The sequence below is a fragment of the Aeromonas sp. 600479 genome, from assembly GCF_049175515.1.
GTDB lineage: Bacteria > Pseudomonadota > Gammaproteobacteria > Enterobacterales > Aeromonadaceae > Aeromonas > Aeromonas veronii_A.
The window spans coordinates 1-18,418 of sequence record NZ_JAAKVF010000031.1 but is presented as its reverse complement, the minus strand read 5'-3'; the positions used below and the strand labels follow the sequence as shown (position 1 = coordinate 18,418).

Genomic DNA, 18,418 nt, shown 5'->3' with positions numbered 1-18,418 from the left:
GACGGCCTGCGTTTCGCTATCCGTGAAGGTGGCCGTACCGTAGGTGCTGGTGTTGTAGCTAAAGTTATCGCTTAATCTTTGGCTTACATAAATAAAGCAAAGCCCCTATAATAGGGGCTTTCTTATGCAGGGGCGTAGTTCGAATTGGTAGAACAGCGGTCTCCAAAACCGATGGTTGCGGGTTCGAGTCCTGCCGCCCCTGCCATATACCTCGTCTCGTACGGGGCTTTTGTGTCTTTGGTTACGTCAGATACAGGTGGGTTGTATGAGTGTTAGTTCTGAGAACCAGGGCGGAAGCAAGGATACCCTGCTTTGGGGCCTGGTTTTCATTATCCTGGTGGCCGCTGTAGTAGGTAATTATCTGCTGAGCGATGTTATTGCTGCCGTCCGCGCCTTGGGTGTGGTCATTGTCATCGCTGCTGCTGGTGCAGTAGCCCTGCAAACCACCAAAGGGAAGGCAACACTGGCATTCGCCCGTGAGTCTCGCCTGGAAGTCCGCAAGGTCGTATGGCCAACCCGTCAGGAAGCCATTCAGACAACCCTGATTGTGCTGGCGGTGACCGCCGTGATGGGGCTGCTGCTGTTCGTTCTGGACGGCGCCTTGGTCTGGTTGGTTAACCTGATTACCGGTGTGTAAGGATAAGCCATGACTGAACAACGTGAACAGCGTGAACAGCGTATGAGATGGTATGTCGTGCAGGCGTTTTCCGGCTATGAAGGCCGTGTTGCCAAATCCCTGCGTGAACATATCAAGATGCATGGCATGGAAGACATGTTCGGTGAAGTACTGGTCCCGACCGAAGAGGTGGTCGAGATGCGTGCAGGCCAGAAGCGCAAGAGTGAGCGCAAGTTTTTCCCGGGTTATGTCCTGGTCCAGATGATCATGGATGAAACCACATGGCACCTGGTGCGTAACGTACCGCGTGTTATGGGCTTCATCGGCGGTACTTCCGACCGTCCGGCACCGATCTCCGACAAAGAGGCCGATGCCATCCTGAACCGTCTGCAGGATGCCCACGACAAGCCGCGTCCGAAAACCCTGTTTGAACCGGGTGAAATGGTGCGGGTTGCCGATGGTCCGTTTGCCGACTTCAACGGTACCGTTGAAGAGGTTGATTATGAGAAGAGCCGAGTGAAGGTTTCTGTGCTGATCTTCGGTCGTTCTACTCCTGTTGAACTGGATTTTGGTCAGGTCGAAAAGGGCTGATTGAATTCTGTACGTTTAACGGTTGTCAGGGGCAGCGAATATCTCTATAATTCGCTGCCCCTTTATTAGTTGGGGAGCCGTTTGCAGGAGCAAGTCTCCGAGGCGCTAGAACCCATTTTTGAGGTATTTTCCTAATGGCTAAGAAAGTCACAGCTTATATCAAGCTGCAGGTTGCTGCTGGTGCAGCCAACCCGTCTCCTCCCGTTGGTCCTGCACTGGGTCAACACGGTGTTAACATCATGGAATTCTGTAAGGCGTTCAACGCTCGTACAGAGAAGCTGGAAAAAGGTTCACCGACCCCGGTCGTGATCACCGTTTACAGTGACCGTTCCTTCACCTTCGAAACCAAGACTCCGCCTGCTTCCTTCCTGCTGAAGAAAGCTGCTGGCATCAAGTCTGGTTCTTCCAAGCCGAACAAAGACAAGGTTGGTAAGGTGACCGTTGCCCAGCTGCAAGAAATCGCCAAGACCAAAGAGCCGGATATGACTGGTGCCGATCTGGATGCAAAAGTACGTTGCATCGCAGGCTCCGCTCGTTCCATGGGTCTGGTAGTGGAGGATTAAGACAATGGCTAAACTTTCCAAGCGTATGCGCGTTATTCGCGAAAAAGTTGACGGTACCAAAGAGTACTCCATCAACGAAGCCATTGCCCTGCTGAAAGAACTGGCTACCGCCAAGTTCGTTGAAAGCGTTGACGTTGCTGTCAACCTGGGTATCGACGCTCGTAAATCTGACCAGAACGTACGTGGTGCTACTGTACTGCCGCACGGTACCGGTCGTGACGTTCGCGTTGCCGTATTTACCCAAGGTGCCAACGCCGAAGCAGCTAAAGCTGCCGGTGCTGACCTGGTAGGTATGGATGACCTGGCCGATCTGGTCAAGAAAGGCGAGATGAACTTCGACGTAGTTATCGCATCCCCGGATGCCATGCGCGTTGTTGGTCAACTGGGTCAAATCTTGGGCCCGCGCGGCCTGATGCCTAACCCGAAAGTTGGTACTGTAACCCCGAACGTTGCCGAAGCCGTCAAGAACGCCAAGGCTGGTCAGGTTCGTTACCGTAACGACAAGAATGGTATCATCCATACCACTCTGGGTAAGGTTTCTTTCAACGAAGTTCAGCTGAAAGAAAACTTGGAAGCTCTGCTGGTTGCCCTGAAAAAAGGCAAGCCCTCTTCCGCCAAAGGTCAATTCATCAAGAAAGTCAGCATCTCCACCACCATGGGTGCCGGTGTTGCCGTAGACCAAGCTTCTCTGGAAGCTCAGGCCTAATTGATGGGTTTTACAAGGCGCAAAATTTAATCTATAATTTTGCGCCTTCATTGGTTGGGGGTTTCGACCTCCGTCCAAGACCGCAGGAGGCTGCAAAGCCTTAATGTTTCCTGCGTAGACGGTGCCGGAAACCCAGCGAGAAAGATTCTTTCTCTTCTGGAATCCTGCTACCGCATCGTTCCCCTCTGTTGTAAAGGTAGGGGGGATGTGTCAGTACTGGGTCATTTGACCCGGATTCAATCCAGGAGTTAAGCCAATGGCATTGGGACTCGAAGACAAAAAGGCAATTGTTGCTGAAGTCAACGAAGCTGCCAAAGGCGCTCTTTCTGCAGTTGTTGCCGATTCTCGCGGTGTCACTGTAGACAAGATGACCGTCCTGCGTAAAACCGCTCGTGAAGCCGGTGTGTACATGCGCGTTGTGCGTAACACCCTGCTGCGTCGCGCGGTAGAAGGTACCGAATACGAGTGCCTGAACGACGCATTTACCGGTCCTACCTTGATTGCTTTCTCTAACGAACACCCGGGCGCTGCTGCTCGTCTGTTCAAAGAGTTTGCCAAAGCGAACCAAAAGTTCGAAATCAAGGCTGGCGCTTTTAACGGTGAGTTTATCGCCGCAGCACAAATTGATCGTCTGGCCACGCTGCCGACTTACGAAGAAGCAATTGCGAAGTTGATGGCGACTATGAAAGAAGCCTCTGCTGGCAAGCTGGTTCGTACTATCGCTGCTGTTCGCGACCAGAAACAAGCTGCTGCTTGATTCTCGCCTATTTAGGCTGTTTGAGTTTATTCAACATCAGGAATTTTTGTCATGTCTATCACTAAAGACCAAATCATCGAAGCCGTTGCTTCCATGTCCGTAATGGAAGTTGTTGAGCTGATCGAAGCTATGGAAGAGAAGTTCGGTGTTTCTGCCGCTGTTGCTGTTGCTGCCGGTCCGGCCGCTGAAGCAGTAGAAGAGAAGACCGAGTTCGACGTAGTTCTGACTGCTGCCGGTGCCAACAAAGTTGCCGTCATCAAAGCCGTTCGTGGCGCTACCGGTCTGGGCCTGAAAGAAGCCAAAGATCTGGTAGAAGCTGCTCCGGCTAACCTGAAAGAAGCCGTCTCCAAAGACGAAGCTGAAGCTCTGAAGAAAGAGCTGGAAGCTGCCGGTGCTTCTGTTGAGATCAAATAATCTGCATTTATGTAGATTAGCCTGATAAAACAGGCTAGGGCTGGTGAATTTTTGTTCACCAGCCTTTTTGCGCTGTAGACTGAGAGCATTTCACACCGTTTACGACTCTCGGTGCACCAGCAATCCGGACTGTCTTCTTTCGTCCGGGCCAACACAAAACGGTGTTGAGACAGAGCTGTCCCGCGGGACAGAGTGGGTCACTTATCAGCGAGCTGAGGAACCCTATGGTTTACTCTTATACCGAAAAAAAACGCATTCGTAAGGACTTCGGTAAGCGAGACCAGGTACTGGACACGCCTTATCTGTTGTCCATTCAGCTGGACTCCTTCAAGCAGTTCATCGAGGCTGACCCGGAAGGTGAATATGGCCTAGAGGCCGCTTTCCGTAGCGTTTTCCCGATCACCAGTTACTCCGGTAGTGCTGAGCTTCAGTATGTCAGCTATCGCCTGGGTGAGCCGGTATTTGACGTAAAAGAATGCCAGATCCGTGGAGTGACCTACTCCGCGCCGCTGCGTGTCAAGCTTCGTATGGTTCTGTACGACCGTGAAGCAGCTGCCGGCACCGTCAAAGACATCAAGGAACAAGAAGTATACATGGGCGAAATTCCGCTCATGACCGAGAACGGTACCTTTGTTATCAATGGTACCGAGCGGGTTATCGTTTCCCAGCTGCACCGCAGCCCGGGCGTCTTCTTCGACCACGATAAAGGCAAAACACATTCATCCGGTAAGGTGTTGTATAACGCCCGCGTTATCCCCTACCGTGGCTCCTGGCTGGACTTCGAGTTCGATGCGAAAGACAACCTGTTTGTCCGTATCGACCGTCGTCGCAAACTGCCGGCATCCATCATTCTGCGCGCCCTGGACTTCACTTCCGAAGAGATCCTGGCCACCTTCTTCGAAACCATCGGTTTCGAGGTCAAAGATGGCAAGTTGATGATGGATCTGGTGCCGGAGCGCCTGCGTGGCGAAACTGCGACCTTCGACATCGTGGCCAATGGTGCCGTGGTTGTTGAAACCGGTCGTCGTGTGACTGCCCGTCACATCCGTCAGCTGGAAAAAGATGCCGTTACCCAGATTGAGGTACCGGTTGAGTACGTTGTTGGCAAAGTTGCTGCCAAGGACTACGCACATCCGCAAACTGGCGAACTGGTAGTGGCAGCCAACCAGGCTCTGAGTCTGGAAGCGATTGCCAACCTGTCCCAGGCCGGCTTCAAGCATTTCGAGGTTCTGTTCACCAACGAACTGGACCACGGTGCCTACATGTCCGAGACCCTGCGCGTCGATTCCAGCACCAACCGTCTGGAAGCGCTGGTAGAAATCTACCGCATGATGCGTCCGGGCGAGCCGCCGACACGTGAAGCAGCAGAGCAGCTGTTCGAAAACCTGTTCTTCTCTGCCGAACGTTACGACCTGTCTACCGTAGGTCGGATGAAGTTCAACCGCCGTCTGGGTCGTGAAGACGAGACTGGCGCTGGCGTACTGACCAAAGACGACATCGTCGATGTGATGAAGCGCCTGATCGACATCCGTAACGGTAACGACGAAGTGGACGATATCGACCACCTGGGTAACCGTCGTATCCGTTCTGTCGGTGAAATGGCTGAAAACCAGTTCCGCGTCGGTCTGGTGCGTGTCGAGCGTGCGGTCAAGGAGCGTCTCTCCCTGGGCGACCTGGACACCCTGATGCCGCAGGATCTGATCAACGCCAAGCCGATCTCCGCCGCAGTCAAAGAGTTCTTTGGTTCCAGCCAGCTGTCCCAGTTTATGGACCAGAACAACCCGCTCTCCGAAGTGACCCACAAGCGCCGTATCTCTGCGCTGGGCCCGGGCGGTTTGACTCGTGAGCGTGCCGGCTTTGAAGTCCGAGACGTACACCCGACCCACTACGGTCGTCTGTGCCCGATCGAGACTCCTGAAGGTCCGAACATCGGTCTGATCAACTCCCTGTCCGTGTACTCTCGTACCAACGAGTACGGTTTCCTCGAGACCCCGTACCGCAAGGTCATTGACGGTGTGATCACCGACGAAGTGGACTACCTGTCTGCTATTGAAGAAGGCAAGTACGTGATCGCACAGGCTAACGCCGCGACCACCGAAGATGGCCGTCTGAAAGATGAATTGATCCCGTGCCGTCACAAAGGTGAATCCACCTTTATGAACGCCGACCAGATCCAGTATATGGACGTGAGCCCGCAGCAGATCGTATCTGTGGCAGCGGCCCTGATCCCGTTCCTGGAACACGATGACGCGAACCGCGCATTGATGGGTTCAAACATGCAACGTCAGGCTGTACCGACCCTGCGCGCTGACAAGCCGCTGGTAGGTACCGGTATGGAACGCGCTGTGGCCGTTGACTCCGGTGTAACCGTAGTGGCCAAGCGTGGCGGCATGATCGACTACGTCGATGCCTCCCGTATCGTTATCAAGGTAAATGAAGATGAGCTGATGCCAGGCGAAGCCGGTATCGACATCTACAACCTGACCAAATACACCCGTTCCAACCAGAACACCTGTATCAACCAGCGTCCTTGTGTGATGTTGGGTGAGCCGGTCATGGCTGGCGACGTACTGGCTGACGGCCCGTCCACCGATCTGGGTGAACTGGCTCTGGGTCAGAACATGCGCGTCGCGTTCATGCCGTGGAACGGTTACAACTTCGAAGACTCGATCCTGGTGAACGAGCGTGTTGTTCAGGAAGATCGCCTGACCACCATCCATATCCAGGAACTGGCCTGTATCTCCCGTGACACCAAGCTGGGTCCGGAAGAGATCACTGCTGACATCCCGAACGTGGGTGAAGCCGCTCTGTCCAAGCTGGACGAGTCCGGTATCGTCTACGTGGGTGCCGAAGTGAAGGGCGGCGACATTCTGGTCGGTAAGGTAACGCCGAAAGGTGAAACCCAGCTGACTCCGGAAGAGAAGCTGCTGCGCGCCATCTTCGGTGAGAAGGCGTCCGACGTGAAGGACTCTTCCCTGCGTGTACCGAACGGTGTGTACGGTACCGTGGTTGACGTGCAAGTCTTTACCCGCGATGGCGTGGAAAAAGACAAGCGCGCCAAAGAAATCGAAGAGATGCAGCTGAAGGAAGCGAAGAAGGACTTGACCGAAGAGTTCAAGATCCTGGAGGACGGCATTTTCGGCCGCTCTCGCAACCTACTGCTGGCCGCCGGTTACAGCGAAGATCGTCTGAACAAGCTGGAGCGTTCCAAGTGGTTTGAACTGGCCATCGAAGATGAAGCCAAGCAGACCGAACTGGAGCAGATCGCTGAACAGCACGTTGAGCTGAAAGCCGAGTTCGACAAGAAGTTCGAGAACAAGCGTCGCAAGATTATCCAGGGTGATGATCTGGCGCCGGGCGTACTGAAAATCGTCAAGGTTTATCTGGCAGTCAAGCGTCGCATCCAGCCGGGTGACAAGATGGCGGGCCGTCACGGTAACAAGGGTGTTATCTCCAAGATCTGTCCGGTCGAGGATATGCCTCATGACGAGTTCGGCCGTCCGGTCGACATCGTACTGAACCCGTTGGGCGTACCATCCCGTATGAACATCGGTCAGATCCTCGAAGTGCACCTGGGCCTTGCGGCCAAGGGGATCGGCGAGAAGATCGATCGCATGGTCAAAGAGCAGCGCGAGCTGCACGAGATGCGCAACTTCCTGCAACAGGTCTACGACCTGGGCGAGAAGGACACCCAGCAAGTGAACATCGCCGAACTGTCTGATGACGACGTACGTACCCTGGTGGGTAACCTGCGTAAGGGTCTGCCGGTTGCTACTCCAGTGTTTGATGGTGCCAAAGAGCGCGAAATCAAAGCCCTGCTGAAGCTGGCCGATCTGCCGGAGTCCGGTCAGATTGATCTGTTCGATGGCCGTACCGGTAACCGCTTCGAGCGTAAAGTAACCGTTGGTTACATGTACATGCTCAAGCTGAACCACTTGGTCGACGACAAGATGCACGCGCGTTCTACCGGTTCTTACAGCCTGGTTACCCAGCAGCCGCTGGGTGGTAAGGCTCAGTTCGGTGGTCAGCGTTTCGGTGAGATGGAAGTGTGGGCCCTGGAGGCTTACGGTGCGGCATATACCCTGCAGGAGATGCTGACCGTCAAGTCTGACGATGTGAATGGCCGTACCAAGATGTATAAGAACATCGTGGATGGCGACCACCGTATGGAGCCGGGCATGCCCGAATCCTTCAACGTATTGCTGAAGGAAATCCGCTCTCTGGGTATCAACATCGAGCTGGACGAAGAGTAAGAGCTCGCTCTTATTGTTCGAGAATTGACGTGGGCGCCCCGCTGTTTTGGCAGCCGGGGCGCCGAGGTTAGACTCCTGACAGGGGAAACACGTGAAAGACTTACTCAAGTTTTTGAAGGCTCAGACCAAGACCGAAGAGTTTGACAGTATCAAGATCGGTCTGGCCTCTCCTGACATGATCCGCTCCTGGTCATTCGGTGAGGTCAAAAAGCCTGAGACCATCAACTACCGGACTTTCAAGCCGGAGCGTGATGGTCTGTTCTGCGCCCGTATCTTCGGACCGGTGAAGGACTACGAGTGTCTGTGCGGCAAGTACAAGCGCCTGAAACACCGTGGTGTGATCTGTGAGAAGTGCGGCGTTGAAGTGACCCAGACCAAGGTCCGTCGTGAGCGTATGGGCCACATCGAGCTGGCCAGCCCGACTGCCCACATCTGGTTCCTGAAGTCCCTGCCGTCCCGTATCGGTCTGCTGCTGGACATGACCCTGCGCGACATCGAGCGTGTGCTCTACTTCGAATCTTTCGTGGTAATCGAGCCGGGCATGACCAACCTCGAACGTAGCCAGATGCTCTCTGAAGAGCAGTACCTGGACGCGCTGGAAGAGTGGGGCGACGAATTTGACGCCAAGATGGGTGCCGAAGCAATCCTGGCATTGCTGCGCGCTATCGATCTGGAAGGTGAAGTCAAAACCATGCGTGAGGAGCTGGATCAAACCAACTCCGAGACCAAGCGCAAGAAGACCACCAAGCGCCTGAAGCTGATGGAAGCGTTCCTGCAGTCCGGCAACAAGCCGGAGTGGATGATCATGACAGTGCTGCCTGTGCTGCCGCCGGACCTGCGTCCGCTGGTACCGCTGGACGGCGGCCGTTTCGCGACTTCCGATCTGAACGATCTGTATCGTCGCGTGATCAACCGTAACAACCGCTTGAAGCGTCTGCTGGATCTGGCTGCTCCGGACATCATCGTGCGCAACGAAAAGCGTATGCTGCAAGAGTCCGTCGATGCGCTGTTGGATAACGGCCGTCGCGGTCGTGCCATCACCGGTTCCAACAAGCGCCCGCTGAAATCCCTGGCCGACATGATCAAGGGTAAGCAGGGTCGTTTCCGTCAGAACCTGCTCGGTAAGCGTGTCGACTACTCCGGTCGTTCCGTTATCACCGTAGGCCCGACTCTGCGTCTGCATCAGTGCGGTCTGCCGAAGAAGATGGCGCTGGAACTGTTCAAGCCGTTCATCTATGGCAAGCTGGAAACCCGCGGTCTGGCGACCACTATCAAGGCCGCCAAGAAGATGGTGGAGCGCGAGGAAGCTGTCGTTTGGGATATCCTGGACGAAGTGATCCGCGAACACCCGGTTCTGCTGAACCGTGCACCGACTCTGCACCGTTTGGGTATCCAGGCATTCGAACCGACTCTGGTCGAAGGCAAGGCAATCCAGCTGCACCCGCTGGTTTGTGCTGCGTATAACGCGGACTTCGATGGTGACCAGATGGCGGTCCACGTACCGCTGACCCTGGAAGCCCAGCTGGAAGCGCGTGCGCTGATGATGTCTACCAACAACATCCTGTCGCCTGCCTCCGGTGAGCCGATCATCGTTCCTTCTCAGGACGTGGTCTTGGGTCTGTACTACATGACCCGTGCCCGTATCAACGCCAAAGGCGAAGGTATGGTGCTGGCCGGCCCGAAAGAAGCCGAGAAAGTATATCGCGCCGGTCTGGCCGATCTGCATGCTCGTGTGAAAGTACGCATTACCGAATACCTGCGTCAGGAAGACGGTTCTCTGCGTGAACACACCGAGATGAAGAACACCACCGTTGGTCGTGCGATCCTGAGCCTGATCCTGCCGAAAGGTATGGAATACGCCCTGATCGACGAGCCGAAGGTGCTGACTGCTGCAGAACAGGCTGATCTGGATGCCAATCCGCAGAACTGGATCAAGTGCGTATCCAACAAGGCGCTGGGCAAAAAGCTCATCTCCCGTCTGCTGAACACCTGCTATCGCAAGCAGGGCCTGAAGGACACCGTTATCTTCGCTGACCAGCTGATGTATACCGGTTTCCACTACGCGGCCCTGTCCGGTGCTTCCGTTGGTATCGATGACATGGTCATCCCGGATGCCAAGAAAGAGATCATCGCAGCAGCCGAAGCCGAAGTTGCCGAGATCCAGGACCAGTTCCTGTCAGGTCTGGTAACTGCGGGCGAGCGTTACAACAAGGTTATCGATATCTGGGCCAGCGCCAACGAGCGCGTCTCCAAGGCCATGATGGAGAACTTGTCCAAAGAGCGTAACGTCAACTCGCTGGGTGAAGAAGAAGAACAGGCATCGTTCAACAGCATCTTTATGATGGCCGACTCTGGTGCGCGTGGTTCCGCCGCCCAGATCCGTCAGCTGGCCGGTATGCGTGGCCTGATGGCCAAGCCGGATGGCTCCATCATCGAGACCCCGATCATCGCGAACTTCCGCGAAGGTCTGAACGTACTGCAGTACTTTATCTCTACCCACGGTGCTCGTAAGGGTCTGGCGGATACCGCACTGAAGACTGCGAACTCCGGTTACCTGACTCGTCGTCTGGTAGACGTGGCGCAAGACATGGTGATCACCGAGGACGATTGCGGCACTACCGACGGTCTGTGGATGACTCCGCTGATCGAGGGTGGCGACGTGGTCGAGCCGCTGCGTGAGCGCGTGCTGGGTCGTGTGGTGGCAGAAGATGTCATCAAGCCGGGTACCGAGGACGAGATCCTGGTTGCTCGCAACACCCTGCTCGATGAGCAGCTGTGTGACCTGCTGGAGCGTAACTCCGTTGACCGTGTGAAGGTACGTTCTGCCATCACCTGTGAAACCGACTTCGGTAACTGTGCTCACTGCTACGGCCGTGATCTGGCCCGTGGTCACCTGGTTAACAAGGGTGAGGCTGTCGGTGTTATCGCCGCCCAGTCCATCGGTGAACCGGGTACCCAGCTGACGATGCGTACTTTCCACATCGGTGGTGCTGCATCTCGTGCCGCTGCTGAAAGCAGCATCCAGGTCAAGAACACCGGTACCATCAAGCTGCAGAACGCCAAGTTCGTTCACAACAGCGATGACAAACTGGTTATCACCTCACGTTCTACCGAACTGACCATCATGGACGACATGGGCCGTACCAAGGAAAGCCACAAGCTGCCTTACGGTTCCGTGCTGGAAGTGAAGGACGGCCAGGCCGTGAGTGCTGGCGAGACTGTTGCCAACTGGGATCCGCACACCCACCCGATCATCACCGAAGTGGCAGGTCGTCTGCAGTTCGAACACATGATCGATGGTGTGACCATCACTCGTCAGACCGACGAGCTGACCGGTCTCTCTTCTATCGTTGTTCTGGACGTCAACGAGCGTCCGAGCGCCGGTAAAGAAATGCGTCCGACCGTTAAACTGGTCGACCTGAACGGCAAAGACGTGATGATCCCGGGTACCGATGTAGCCGCCCAGTACTTCCTGCCGGGCAAGGCGATCGTGAACCTGGAAGATGGTGCCAACGTGGGCGTGGGTGACGCGGTAGCGCGTATCCCGCAAGAGTCCGGCGGTACCAAGGACATCACCGGTGGTCTGCCGCGCGTTGCGGATCTGTTCGAAGCACGTCAACCGAAGGAACCGGCAATTCTGGCCGAGATCTCCGGTACCATCTCCTTCGGGAAAGAGACCAAGGGCAAACGCCGTCTGGTCATCACCCCGACCGATGGTGGCAACGTCTACGAAGAGATGATTCCGAAGTGGCGTAACCTGAACGTGTTCGAAGGTGAAAAAGTTGAGAAGGGTGAAGTGCTGGCGGACGGTCCTGAGTCTGCTCACGACATCCTGCGTCTGCGCGGTATCAGCCCGGTCGCCAACTACATCGCCAACGAAGTGCAGGACGTATACCGTCTGCAAGGCGTTAAGATCAACGACAAGCACATCGAAGTCATCGTTCGTCAGATGCTGCGCAAGTGCGAGATCCTGAGCGCTGGCGATACCGATCTGATCGAAGGCGAACAGGTTGAAGTGGCTCGCGTGAAGATTGCCAACCGTAAGCTGGTTGCCGAGGGCAAGACCCCTGCGACCTACCGTCATGTACTGATGGGTATTACCAAGGCATCTCTGAGCACCGAGTCCTTCATCTCTGCGGCTTCCTTCCAGGAAACCACTCGCGTTCTGACCGAAGCCGCCGTAGGTGGCAAGCGTGATGAACTGCGTGGTCTGAAAGAGAACGTCATCGTGGGTCGTCTGATCCCGGCTGGTACCGGCTTTGCCTACCACCATAGCCGGATCAACCAGCGTGCTGCCGCAGCTCGTGCTGTTGGTACCCCGCAGGTGACCGCTGATGAGGCTCAACAGAACCTGGCGGATCTGCTGAACGCAGCCGGTAGCTTCGACGAAGAGTAACTCGTCATCTGTGATTAAAAAGGGCTCCTTCAAGGAGCCCTTTTTGTTGGCCAATTCCCGGCAAAGGTAGACGCAGCGCGGGTTTCAGGATGATCCAGAGCAAAGTTGTAGAGTAAAAAATCAAAAAAAGTTGACTTTACTCCCCTGCAATTTAAAACTCGGGAAAGTTGAATGGTTATTACAGGGGTAGAACATGACTGTCGGTATCGAGGAAGCCATGCTTCCCGAAGAACAGCTGATCAGCCGCACTTTTACAGATGAAGACAGGGAATTGTTGCGCTCATACGATGGGCTCATCGATGGCTTGGCCGAGCTGTTCGGCAAGCATTGTGAAGTGGTACTCCACTCCCTGGAAAATCTGCACGAGTCGGTGATCAAGATCGCCAACGGCTTCAATACCGGACGCACCCTCGGGGCGCCCATCACCGATCTCGCCCTGCGCATGCTCAAGGATATCGAGAGTACCGGCCAGGATTACACCCAGAGCTATTTCGCTCGCAGCCGTACCGGCGCGCTGATGAAGTCGAGCACCATCGCCATTCGCAACAGAGAGCGGCAAGTAGTGGGGCTTATCTGCATCAACCTGCACATCAATGCGCCTTTCCACGAGTTCGTGGCCGAATTTTTCCCGACGCCCCAGCAGGCGGCGCGTCAGTCACCAGAGACCTTCGCCAATAGCGTGGAAGAGTTGGTTGCCCAGACGGTGGATAACACCATCGACGAGATCAACCGCGATCCCACCGTGGCCAACAATGCCAAGAATCGCTTCATCGTGACCCAGCTGTTCGAGAAGGGCATTTTCGATATCAAGGATTCGATCAATCTGGTGGCGGACAAACTCAATATTTCAAAACATACCGTTTATCTTTACATCCGACAGCGCAAGCAGGGTGAAGACGAGAACGAGTAACTCATTCCAGAAGGGGATAGATGAATGGCTAAAGAAGTGATTGCAACCGACAAGGCGCCTGCCGCGATTGGTCCGTATGTTCAGGCTACCAAGGTTGGCGAGATGATCTTCACCTCCGGGCAGATCCCGCTCGATCCTGCCACCATGGAAATCGTGGCTGGCGGCATTGAAGAGCAGGCCGAACGGGTGATGAAGAATCTGGTCGCCGTGTTGCAAGCTGCCGGTGCCGATGCCAGCAAAGTGGTCAAAACCACCTGCTTCCTGAGTGACATGAACAACTTCGTTGCTTTCAATCAGGTCTATGCCCGCTACTTTGGCGATGCGGCGCCAGCCCGCTCCTGCGTGGAGGTGGCCCGTCTGCCGAAAGATGTGCTGGTCGAGGTCGAGGCGATTGCCCATCTCTGATCAACAGATCGAATCAAGCCCCTCCTGGCAGGGGCTTTTTTGTTTTTGGCGTAAAATGGACCGGGTCAGCACAGGAGTCCTGCTATGAGTCTGAGTTTTGCCATTCTGGTCACGGGGCCTGCCTATGGCACCCAATCGGCCAGCACAGCCTATCGTTTTGCCCGCGCCCTGTTGGCGCAGGGGCATACCTTGTCCCACCTGTTTTTCTATCAGGACGGGGTCTGCAACGGCAACGGTCTGCATCTGCCAGCATCCGATGAGACTGACCTGGTGCGTCTGTGGCGAGAGCTGGCAGAAGAGCAGGGGATCCGTATCGACGTCTGCGTCGCCGCCGCCATGCGGCGCGGTGTGCTCGATGAGCAGGAGGCCAAGGGGGCAGGGCAGGCACACTTCAATCTACAAGCGCCATTTTGCCTGAGCGGTCTGGGCCAGTTGGCCGAGGCGGCGCTCACCGCCGATCGGTTGGTTCAGTTCTAGGGGGAGTCATGAGCAAGAAAATCGCCTTTATCTGCAGTCGTGGCCCCCATGGCCATGCCGCCGGCCGGGAAGGACTGGATGCCCTGCTGGCCACCTCGGCCATGACCGATGAGCTGGCCCTCTTCCTGATTGGGGACGGCGTACTGCAACTGCTCAAGGAGCAGCAGCCTGCCGCCATTTTGCAGCGCCACTACGCACCCACCTTCAAGATGCTGGAACTCTACGACATCGAAGAGGTCTATGTTTGTGCTGACTCGCTGGCAGAGCGTGGCGTGACTGTGGATGATCTGCTGATCCCCGTTGAGAGTCTGCCGCGCCAGGAACTGGCTCGGCGCTGGGCACAATGTTCGACTCACATCAGCTTTTGAGGTCTCCATGTTGCATCTGATATTGAACTCCCCTTTTCAGAGTCAGGCTCTGGCAGAGGCGCTCTCATACCTTCAGCCCGAGGATGAGCTGGTACTGATGCAGGATGCCGTGATTGCGGCATCGGCTCCCCAGTGGAGCGCGCGGCTGGCGGGTATCCCGCTTTATGTGATGCAGGAAGATCTGCAAGCTCGCGGTTTGCAGCATCGGGTGGGCAATGTGCTCGATATGGCGGGTCTGGTGGCACTGATTGCGCAAAAAGGTTCTCCGCGCACCTGGGGTGGCTGAGAAGCATATTTTCAAGAAAATTCAAGGTGATGTTGTGAAATCAAACGGATCCGAATTGCCCTTTTGTGACGCAAATTGTATAAATCTTGACTCCCCAGACAACAGGGCATAAAATTTCGCGTCCCCGTATCTGCGGGGAGGATTTTCCACACGTTTATGAAGTCATTATCAGGAGCCTTTTGATGGCAACTATTAACCAGTTGGTTCGCAAGCCACGCATCAAGCTCGTTGTGAAAAGCAACGTGCCGGCGCTGGAAGCGTGCCCTCAGAAGCGTGGCGTATGCACTCGTGTATATACCACCACCCCGAAGAAGCCTAACTCTGCACTGCGTAAAGTGTGCCGTGTACGTCTGACCAACGGCTTCGAAGTCACCTCCTACATCGGTGGTGAAGGTCACAACCTGCAAGAGCACTCTGTTGTTCTGATCCGTGGCGGTCGTGTAAAAGACTTGCCAGGTGTTCGTTATCACACCGTTCGTGGTGCGTTGGACTGTGCCGGTGTTAAAGACCGTAAGCAGGCTCGCTCCAAGTATGGCGTGAAGCGTCCTAAAGCTTAATGGTTCTCCGTTAAGTAAGGCCAAACGTTAATTCGTTTCTAGTTAGATAGCTTTCTAGTTTTGGGTAATCCCTGAAGTTACGGAGAATTTGAAATGCCAAGACGTCGTGTTGTTGGTCAGCGTAAAATCCTGCCAGATCCCAAGTTCGGATCAGAGCTGCTGGCTAAATTTGTCAACGTAGTAATGGTTGACGGTAAGAAATCTGTTGCAGAAGCCATTGTTTATGGCGCCCTGGACATCATTGCCACCAAATCTGGCAAAGAGCACCTGGCCGTATTCGAAGAAGCTCTGGATAACATTCGTCCGGCGGTCGAGGTTAAATCTCGTCGCGTCGGTGGTGCAACCTATCAGGTTCCGGTAGAAGTTCGTCCGGTACGTCGCAATGCTCTGGCAATGCGCTGGTTGGTTGATGCCGCTCGTAAACGTGGTGAAAAATCAATGGCTCAGCGTTTGGCTGGCGAGCTGCTGGATGCCGCTGACAATAAGGGTTCGTCTGTCAAGAAACGTGAAGACGTTCACCGTATGGCTGAAGCGAACAAAGCCTTCGCTCACTTCCGCTGGTAATCCGCTTGCGCAGGGTCTTTTGGCTCTGCGCACCTTTAATTATCTAGGGACAAGCGCCTTAGTAAGAGGATGACAATGGCTCGTACAACCCCCATTGAGCGTTATCGTAACATCGGTATCTCCGCTCACATTGACGCCGGTAAGACTACTACTACCGAGCGCGTACTGTTTTACACCGGTGTAAGTCACAAGATCGGTGAAGTTCACGATGGCGCTGCCACCATGGACTGGATGGAACAGGAACAAGAGCGTGGTATCACCATCACCTCCGCCGCGACCACCGCTTTCTGGTCCGGTATGGGTAAACAGTTCCAACCGCACCGTATCAACATCATCGATACCCCGGGCCACGTTGACTTTACTATCGAAGTAGAGCGTTCAATGCGTGTTCTGGACGGTGCCGTGATGGTGTACTGTGCCGTAGGTGGCGTACAGCCACAGTCTGAAACCGTATGGCGTCAGGCTAACAAGTACAAGGTTCCCCGTATCGCGTTCGTCAACAAGATGGACCGTACCGGTGCCAACTTCCTGCGTTGTGTTGAGCACATCAAGACCCGTCTGAAAGGCAACCCGGTTCCGCTTCAGCTGAACATCGGCTCTGAAGAGAACTTCAAGGGCGTTGTTGACCTGGTCAAGATGAAGGCCATCAACTGGAACGAAGCTGACCAGGGCGTCACCTTCGACTACGAAGATGTGCCGGCCGAGTTGCTGGAACAGGCGCAAGAGATGCGCATGAATCTGGTTGAAGCCGCTGCAGAAGCGTCTGAAGACCTGATGGAAAAATACCTGGGCGGCGAAGAGCTGACCGAGGAAGAGATCAAAGGTGCTCTGCGTCAGCGCGTGCTGAACAACGAAATCATCCTGGTAACCTGTGGCTCCGCGTTCAAGAACAAGGGCGTACAGGCAATGCTGGATGCCGTGATCGAGTACCTGCCGGCTCCGACTGACGTTGCTGCTATCGACGGCCTGAAAATGGACGGCGAGACCAAAGACGAGCGTCACGCTTCCGATGACGAGCCGTTCTCTGCTCTGGCGTTCAAGATCGCTACCGACCCGTTCGTTGGTAACCTGACCTTCTTCCGTGTTTACTCTGGCGTGATCAACTCCGGTGACACCGTGCTGAACTCCGTCAAGGACAAGCGCGAGCGCTTTGGCCGTATCGTTCAGATGCATGCCAACAAGCGTGAAGAGATCAAAGAAGTACGCGCTGGTGACATCGCTGCAGCCATCGGTCTGAAAGACGTGACCACTGGTGACACCCTGTGTGACCCGAACGCACCGATCATCCTCGAGCGTATGGAATTCCCGGAGCCGGTAATTTCTATCGCGGTTGAGCCGAAAACCAAGGCTGACCAGGAGAAGATGGGTCTGGCACTGGGCCGTCTGGCTCAGGAAGATCCGTCCTTCCGCGTATGGACTGACGAAGAGTCAGGTCAAACCATCATCGCTGGTATGGGTGAGCTGCACCTGGACATCATCGTTGACCGTATGCGTCGCGAGTTCAAGGTTGAAGCCAACGTAGGTAAGCCGCAGGTTGCCTACCGTGAAACCATCCGTACCACCGTTAAAGACATCGAAGGCAAGCATGCCAAGCAGTCTGGTGGTCGCGGTCAGTACGGTCATGTTGTTATCGACATGTACCCGCTGGAAGAAGGCAAAGCCTACGAATTCGTCAACGACATCAAAGGTGGTGTCATTCCTGGTGAATTCATCCCGGGTGTTGATAAAGGTATCCGTGAGCAGCTCAAATCTGGTCCGCTGGCTGGTTACCCGGTTATGGATCTGGGTGTGCGTCTGCACTTCGGTTCTTACCACGATGTCGACTCTTCCGAACTGGCGTTCAAAATCGCTGCTTCCATGGCCTTTAAGGCTGGCTTCATGAAAGCCAACCCGGTTCTGCTCGAGCCGATCATGAAAGTAGAAGTTGAAACTCCGGAAGATTACATGGGCGACGTGATCGGTGACCTGAACCGTCGTCGTGGCCTGATCGAAGGTATGGAAGATGGCCCGTCCGGCAAGATCGTACGTGCTCTGGTGCCGCTGGCCGAAATGTTCGGTTATGCAACTGCACTGCGTTCCGCTACCCAAGGTCGTGCTTCCTACGCCATGGAATTCGCCAAGTATCACGATGCACCGACCAACGTTGCACAAGCCGTGATCGAAGAGCGCAAATCCAAGTAATTTAAGATTCCCCGCCTACGACGGTAGGCGGGTTTAACCTAGAAGGACTACGTCGTGTCTAAAGAAAAATTTGAGCGTAATAAACCGCACGTAAACGTCGGCACCATCGGCCACGTTGACCACGGTAAAACCACCCTGACTGCAGCTATCACCAACGTGCTGGCCAAGCACTTCGGTGGTAAAGCTTTCGCCTTCGACCAGATCGACAAGGCACCGGAAGAGCGTGAGCGTGGTATCACCATCAACACCTCCCACGTAGAATACGACACCGCTACCCGTCACTACGCACACGTAGACTGCCCGGGTCACGCCGACTACGTTAAAAACATGATCACCGGTGCTGCCCAGATGGACGGCGCGATCCTGGTAGTAGC

General features: G+C 55.1%; 18 protein-coding genes and 1 tRNA gene. All 19 read left to right on the top strand.

All coding sequences use genetic code 11. The features are described 5' to 3' along the window. A partial coding sequence (locus tag G5149_RS20800; protein ID WP_197724836.1) for a hypothetical protein occupies positions 1-75 on the top strand: 75 nt, incomplete at its 5' end. A gap of 53 nt (positions 76-128) precedes the next feature. After that, positions 129-205, top strand: a tRNA-Trp gene (locus G5149_RS20795). A 60-nt stretch (positions 206-265) separates the two neighbouring features. Further along, positions 266-637, top strand: a complete 372-nt coding sequence (gene secE, locus G5149_RS20790; RefSeq protein ID WP_005341843.1) for a preprotein translocase subunit SecE — start codon at positions 266-268, stop codon at positions 635-637. A gap of 42 nt (positions 638-679) precedes the next feature. Continuing rightward, positions 680-1,207, top strand: coding sequence for a transcription termination/antitermination protein NusG (nusG, locus tag G5149_RS20785; protein WP_019840195.1), 528 nt, complete (start codon positions 680-682; stop codon positions 1,205-1,207). 134 nt (positions 1,208-1,341) lie between these two features. After that, on the top strand, positions 1,342-1,770 hold the full coding sequence (gene rplK / locus G5149_RS20780; RefSeq protein WP_005339887.1) for a 50S ribosomal protein L11: 429 nt from the start codon (positions 1,342-1,344) through the stop codon (positions 1,768-1,770). 4 nt (positions 1,771-1,774) lie between these two features. Continuing rightward, on the top strand, positions 1,775-2,476 hold the full coding sequence (rplA, locus tag G5149_RS20775; RefSeq protein WP_005339888.1) for a 50S ribosomal protein L1: 702 nt from the start codon (positions 1,775-1,777) through the stop codon (positions 2,474-2,476). A 256-nt stretch (positions 2,477-2,732) separates the two neighbouring features. Then, entirely contained in the window at positions 2,733-3,233 is a 501-nt protein-coding gene (gene rplJ, locus G5149_RS20770; protein ID WP_005339895.1) for a 50S ribosomal protein L10, read from the top strand. A gap of 51 nt (positions 3,234-3,284) precedes the next feature. Further along, positions 3,285-3,647 carry a 50S ribosomal protein L7/L12 gene (gene rplL / locus G5149_RS20765; RefSeq protein ID WP_005341840.1) on the top strand — a complete coding sequence of 121 codons (363 nt, stop codon included), beginning with the start codon at positions 3,285-3,287 and terminating at the stop codon, positions 3,645-3,647. Between the two features lie 224 nt (positions 3,648-3,871). Continuing rightward, on the top strand, positions 3,872-7,900 hold the full coding sequence (gene rpoB / locus G5149_RS20760) for a DNA-directed RNA polymerase subunit beta (protein WP_005341838.1): 4,029 nt from the start codon (positions 3,872-3,874) through the stop codon (positions 7,898-7,900). Positions 7,901-7,991: 91 nt separating this feature from the next. Then, positions 7,992-12,296 carry a DNA-directed RNA polymerase subunit beta' gene (gene rpoC, locus G5149_RS20755; RefSeq protein ID WP_337073312.1) on the top strand — a complete coding sequence of 1,435 codons (4,305 nt, stop codon included), beginning with the start codon at positions 7,992-7,994 and terminating at the stop codon, positions 12,294-12,296. Between the two features lie 193 nt (positions 12,297-12,489). After that, complete coding sequence (locus tag G5149_RS20750) at positions 12,490-13,206, top strand: helix-turn-helix transcriptional regulator (protein ID WP_064338927.1); 717 nt, start codon at positions 12,490-12,492, stop codon at positions 13,204-13,206. 24 nt (positions 13,207-13,230) lie between these two features. After that, positions 13,231-13,611 carry a RidA family protein gene (locus G5149_RS20745; protein WP_019446597.1) on the top strand — a complete coding sequence of 127 codons (381 nt, stop codon included), beginning with the start codon at positions 13,231-13,233 and terminating at the stop codon, positions 13,609-13,611. Between the two features lie 84 nt (positions 13,612-13,695). Next, positions 13,696-14,088: a sulfurtransferase complex subunit TusD gene (tusD, locus tag G5149_RS20740; protein ID WP_266135192.1), complete on the top strand. Its 393-nt coding sequence runs from the start codon at positions 13,696-13,698 to the stop codon at positions 14,086-14,088. A gap of 8 nt (positions 14,089-14,096) precedes the next feature. Further along, a complete protein-coding gene (tusC, locus tag G5149_RS20735) occupies positions 14,097-14,456 on the top strand; it encodes a sulfurtransferase complex subunit TusC (protein ID WP_005341830.1) in 360 nt (119 codons plus the stop codon). Between the two features lie 7 nt (positions 14,457-14,463). After that, on the top strand, positions 14,464-14,742 hold the full coding sequence (gene tusB / locus G5149_RS20730; protein WP_005339909.1) for a sulfurtransferase complex subunit TusB: 279 nt from the start codon (positions 14,464-14,466) through the stop codon (positions 14,740-14,742). A gap of 182 nt (positions 14,743-14,924) precedes the next feature. Beyond that, positions 14,925-15,299 carry a 30S ribosomal protein S12 gene (gene rpsL / locus G5149_RS20725; RefSeq protein ID WP_005306278.1) on the top strand — a complete coding sequence of 125 codons (375 nt, stop codon included), beginning with the start codon at positions 14,925-14,927 and terminating at the stop codon, positions 15,297-15,299. 93 nt (positions 15,300-15,392) lie between these two features. Beyond that, positions 15,393-15,863 (top strand): 30S ribosomal protein S7, encoded by a 471-nt coding sequence (rpsG, locus tag G5149_RS20720; RefSeq protein WP_005339911.1) that lies wholly within the window; start codon positions 15,393-15,395, stop codon positions 15,861-15,863. Positions 15,864-15,938: 75 nt separating this feature from the next. Next, complete coding sequence (fusA, locus tag G5149_RS20715; RefSeq protein ID WP_216979948.1) at positions 15,939-18,044, top strand: elongation factor G; 2,106 nt, start codon at positions 15,939-15,941, stop codon at positions 18,042-18,044. 54 nt (positions 18,045-18,098) lie between these two features. Then, the coding region (locus G5149_RS20710) for a GTP-binding protein (protein ID WP_021139867.1) at positions 18,099-18,418 on the top strand (320 nt) is incomplete at its 3' end.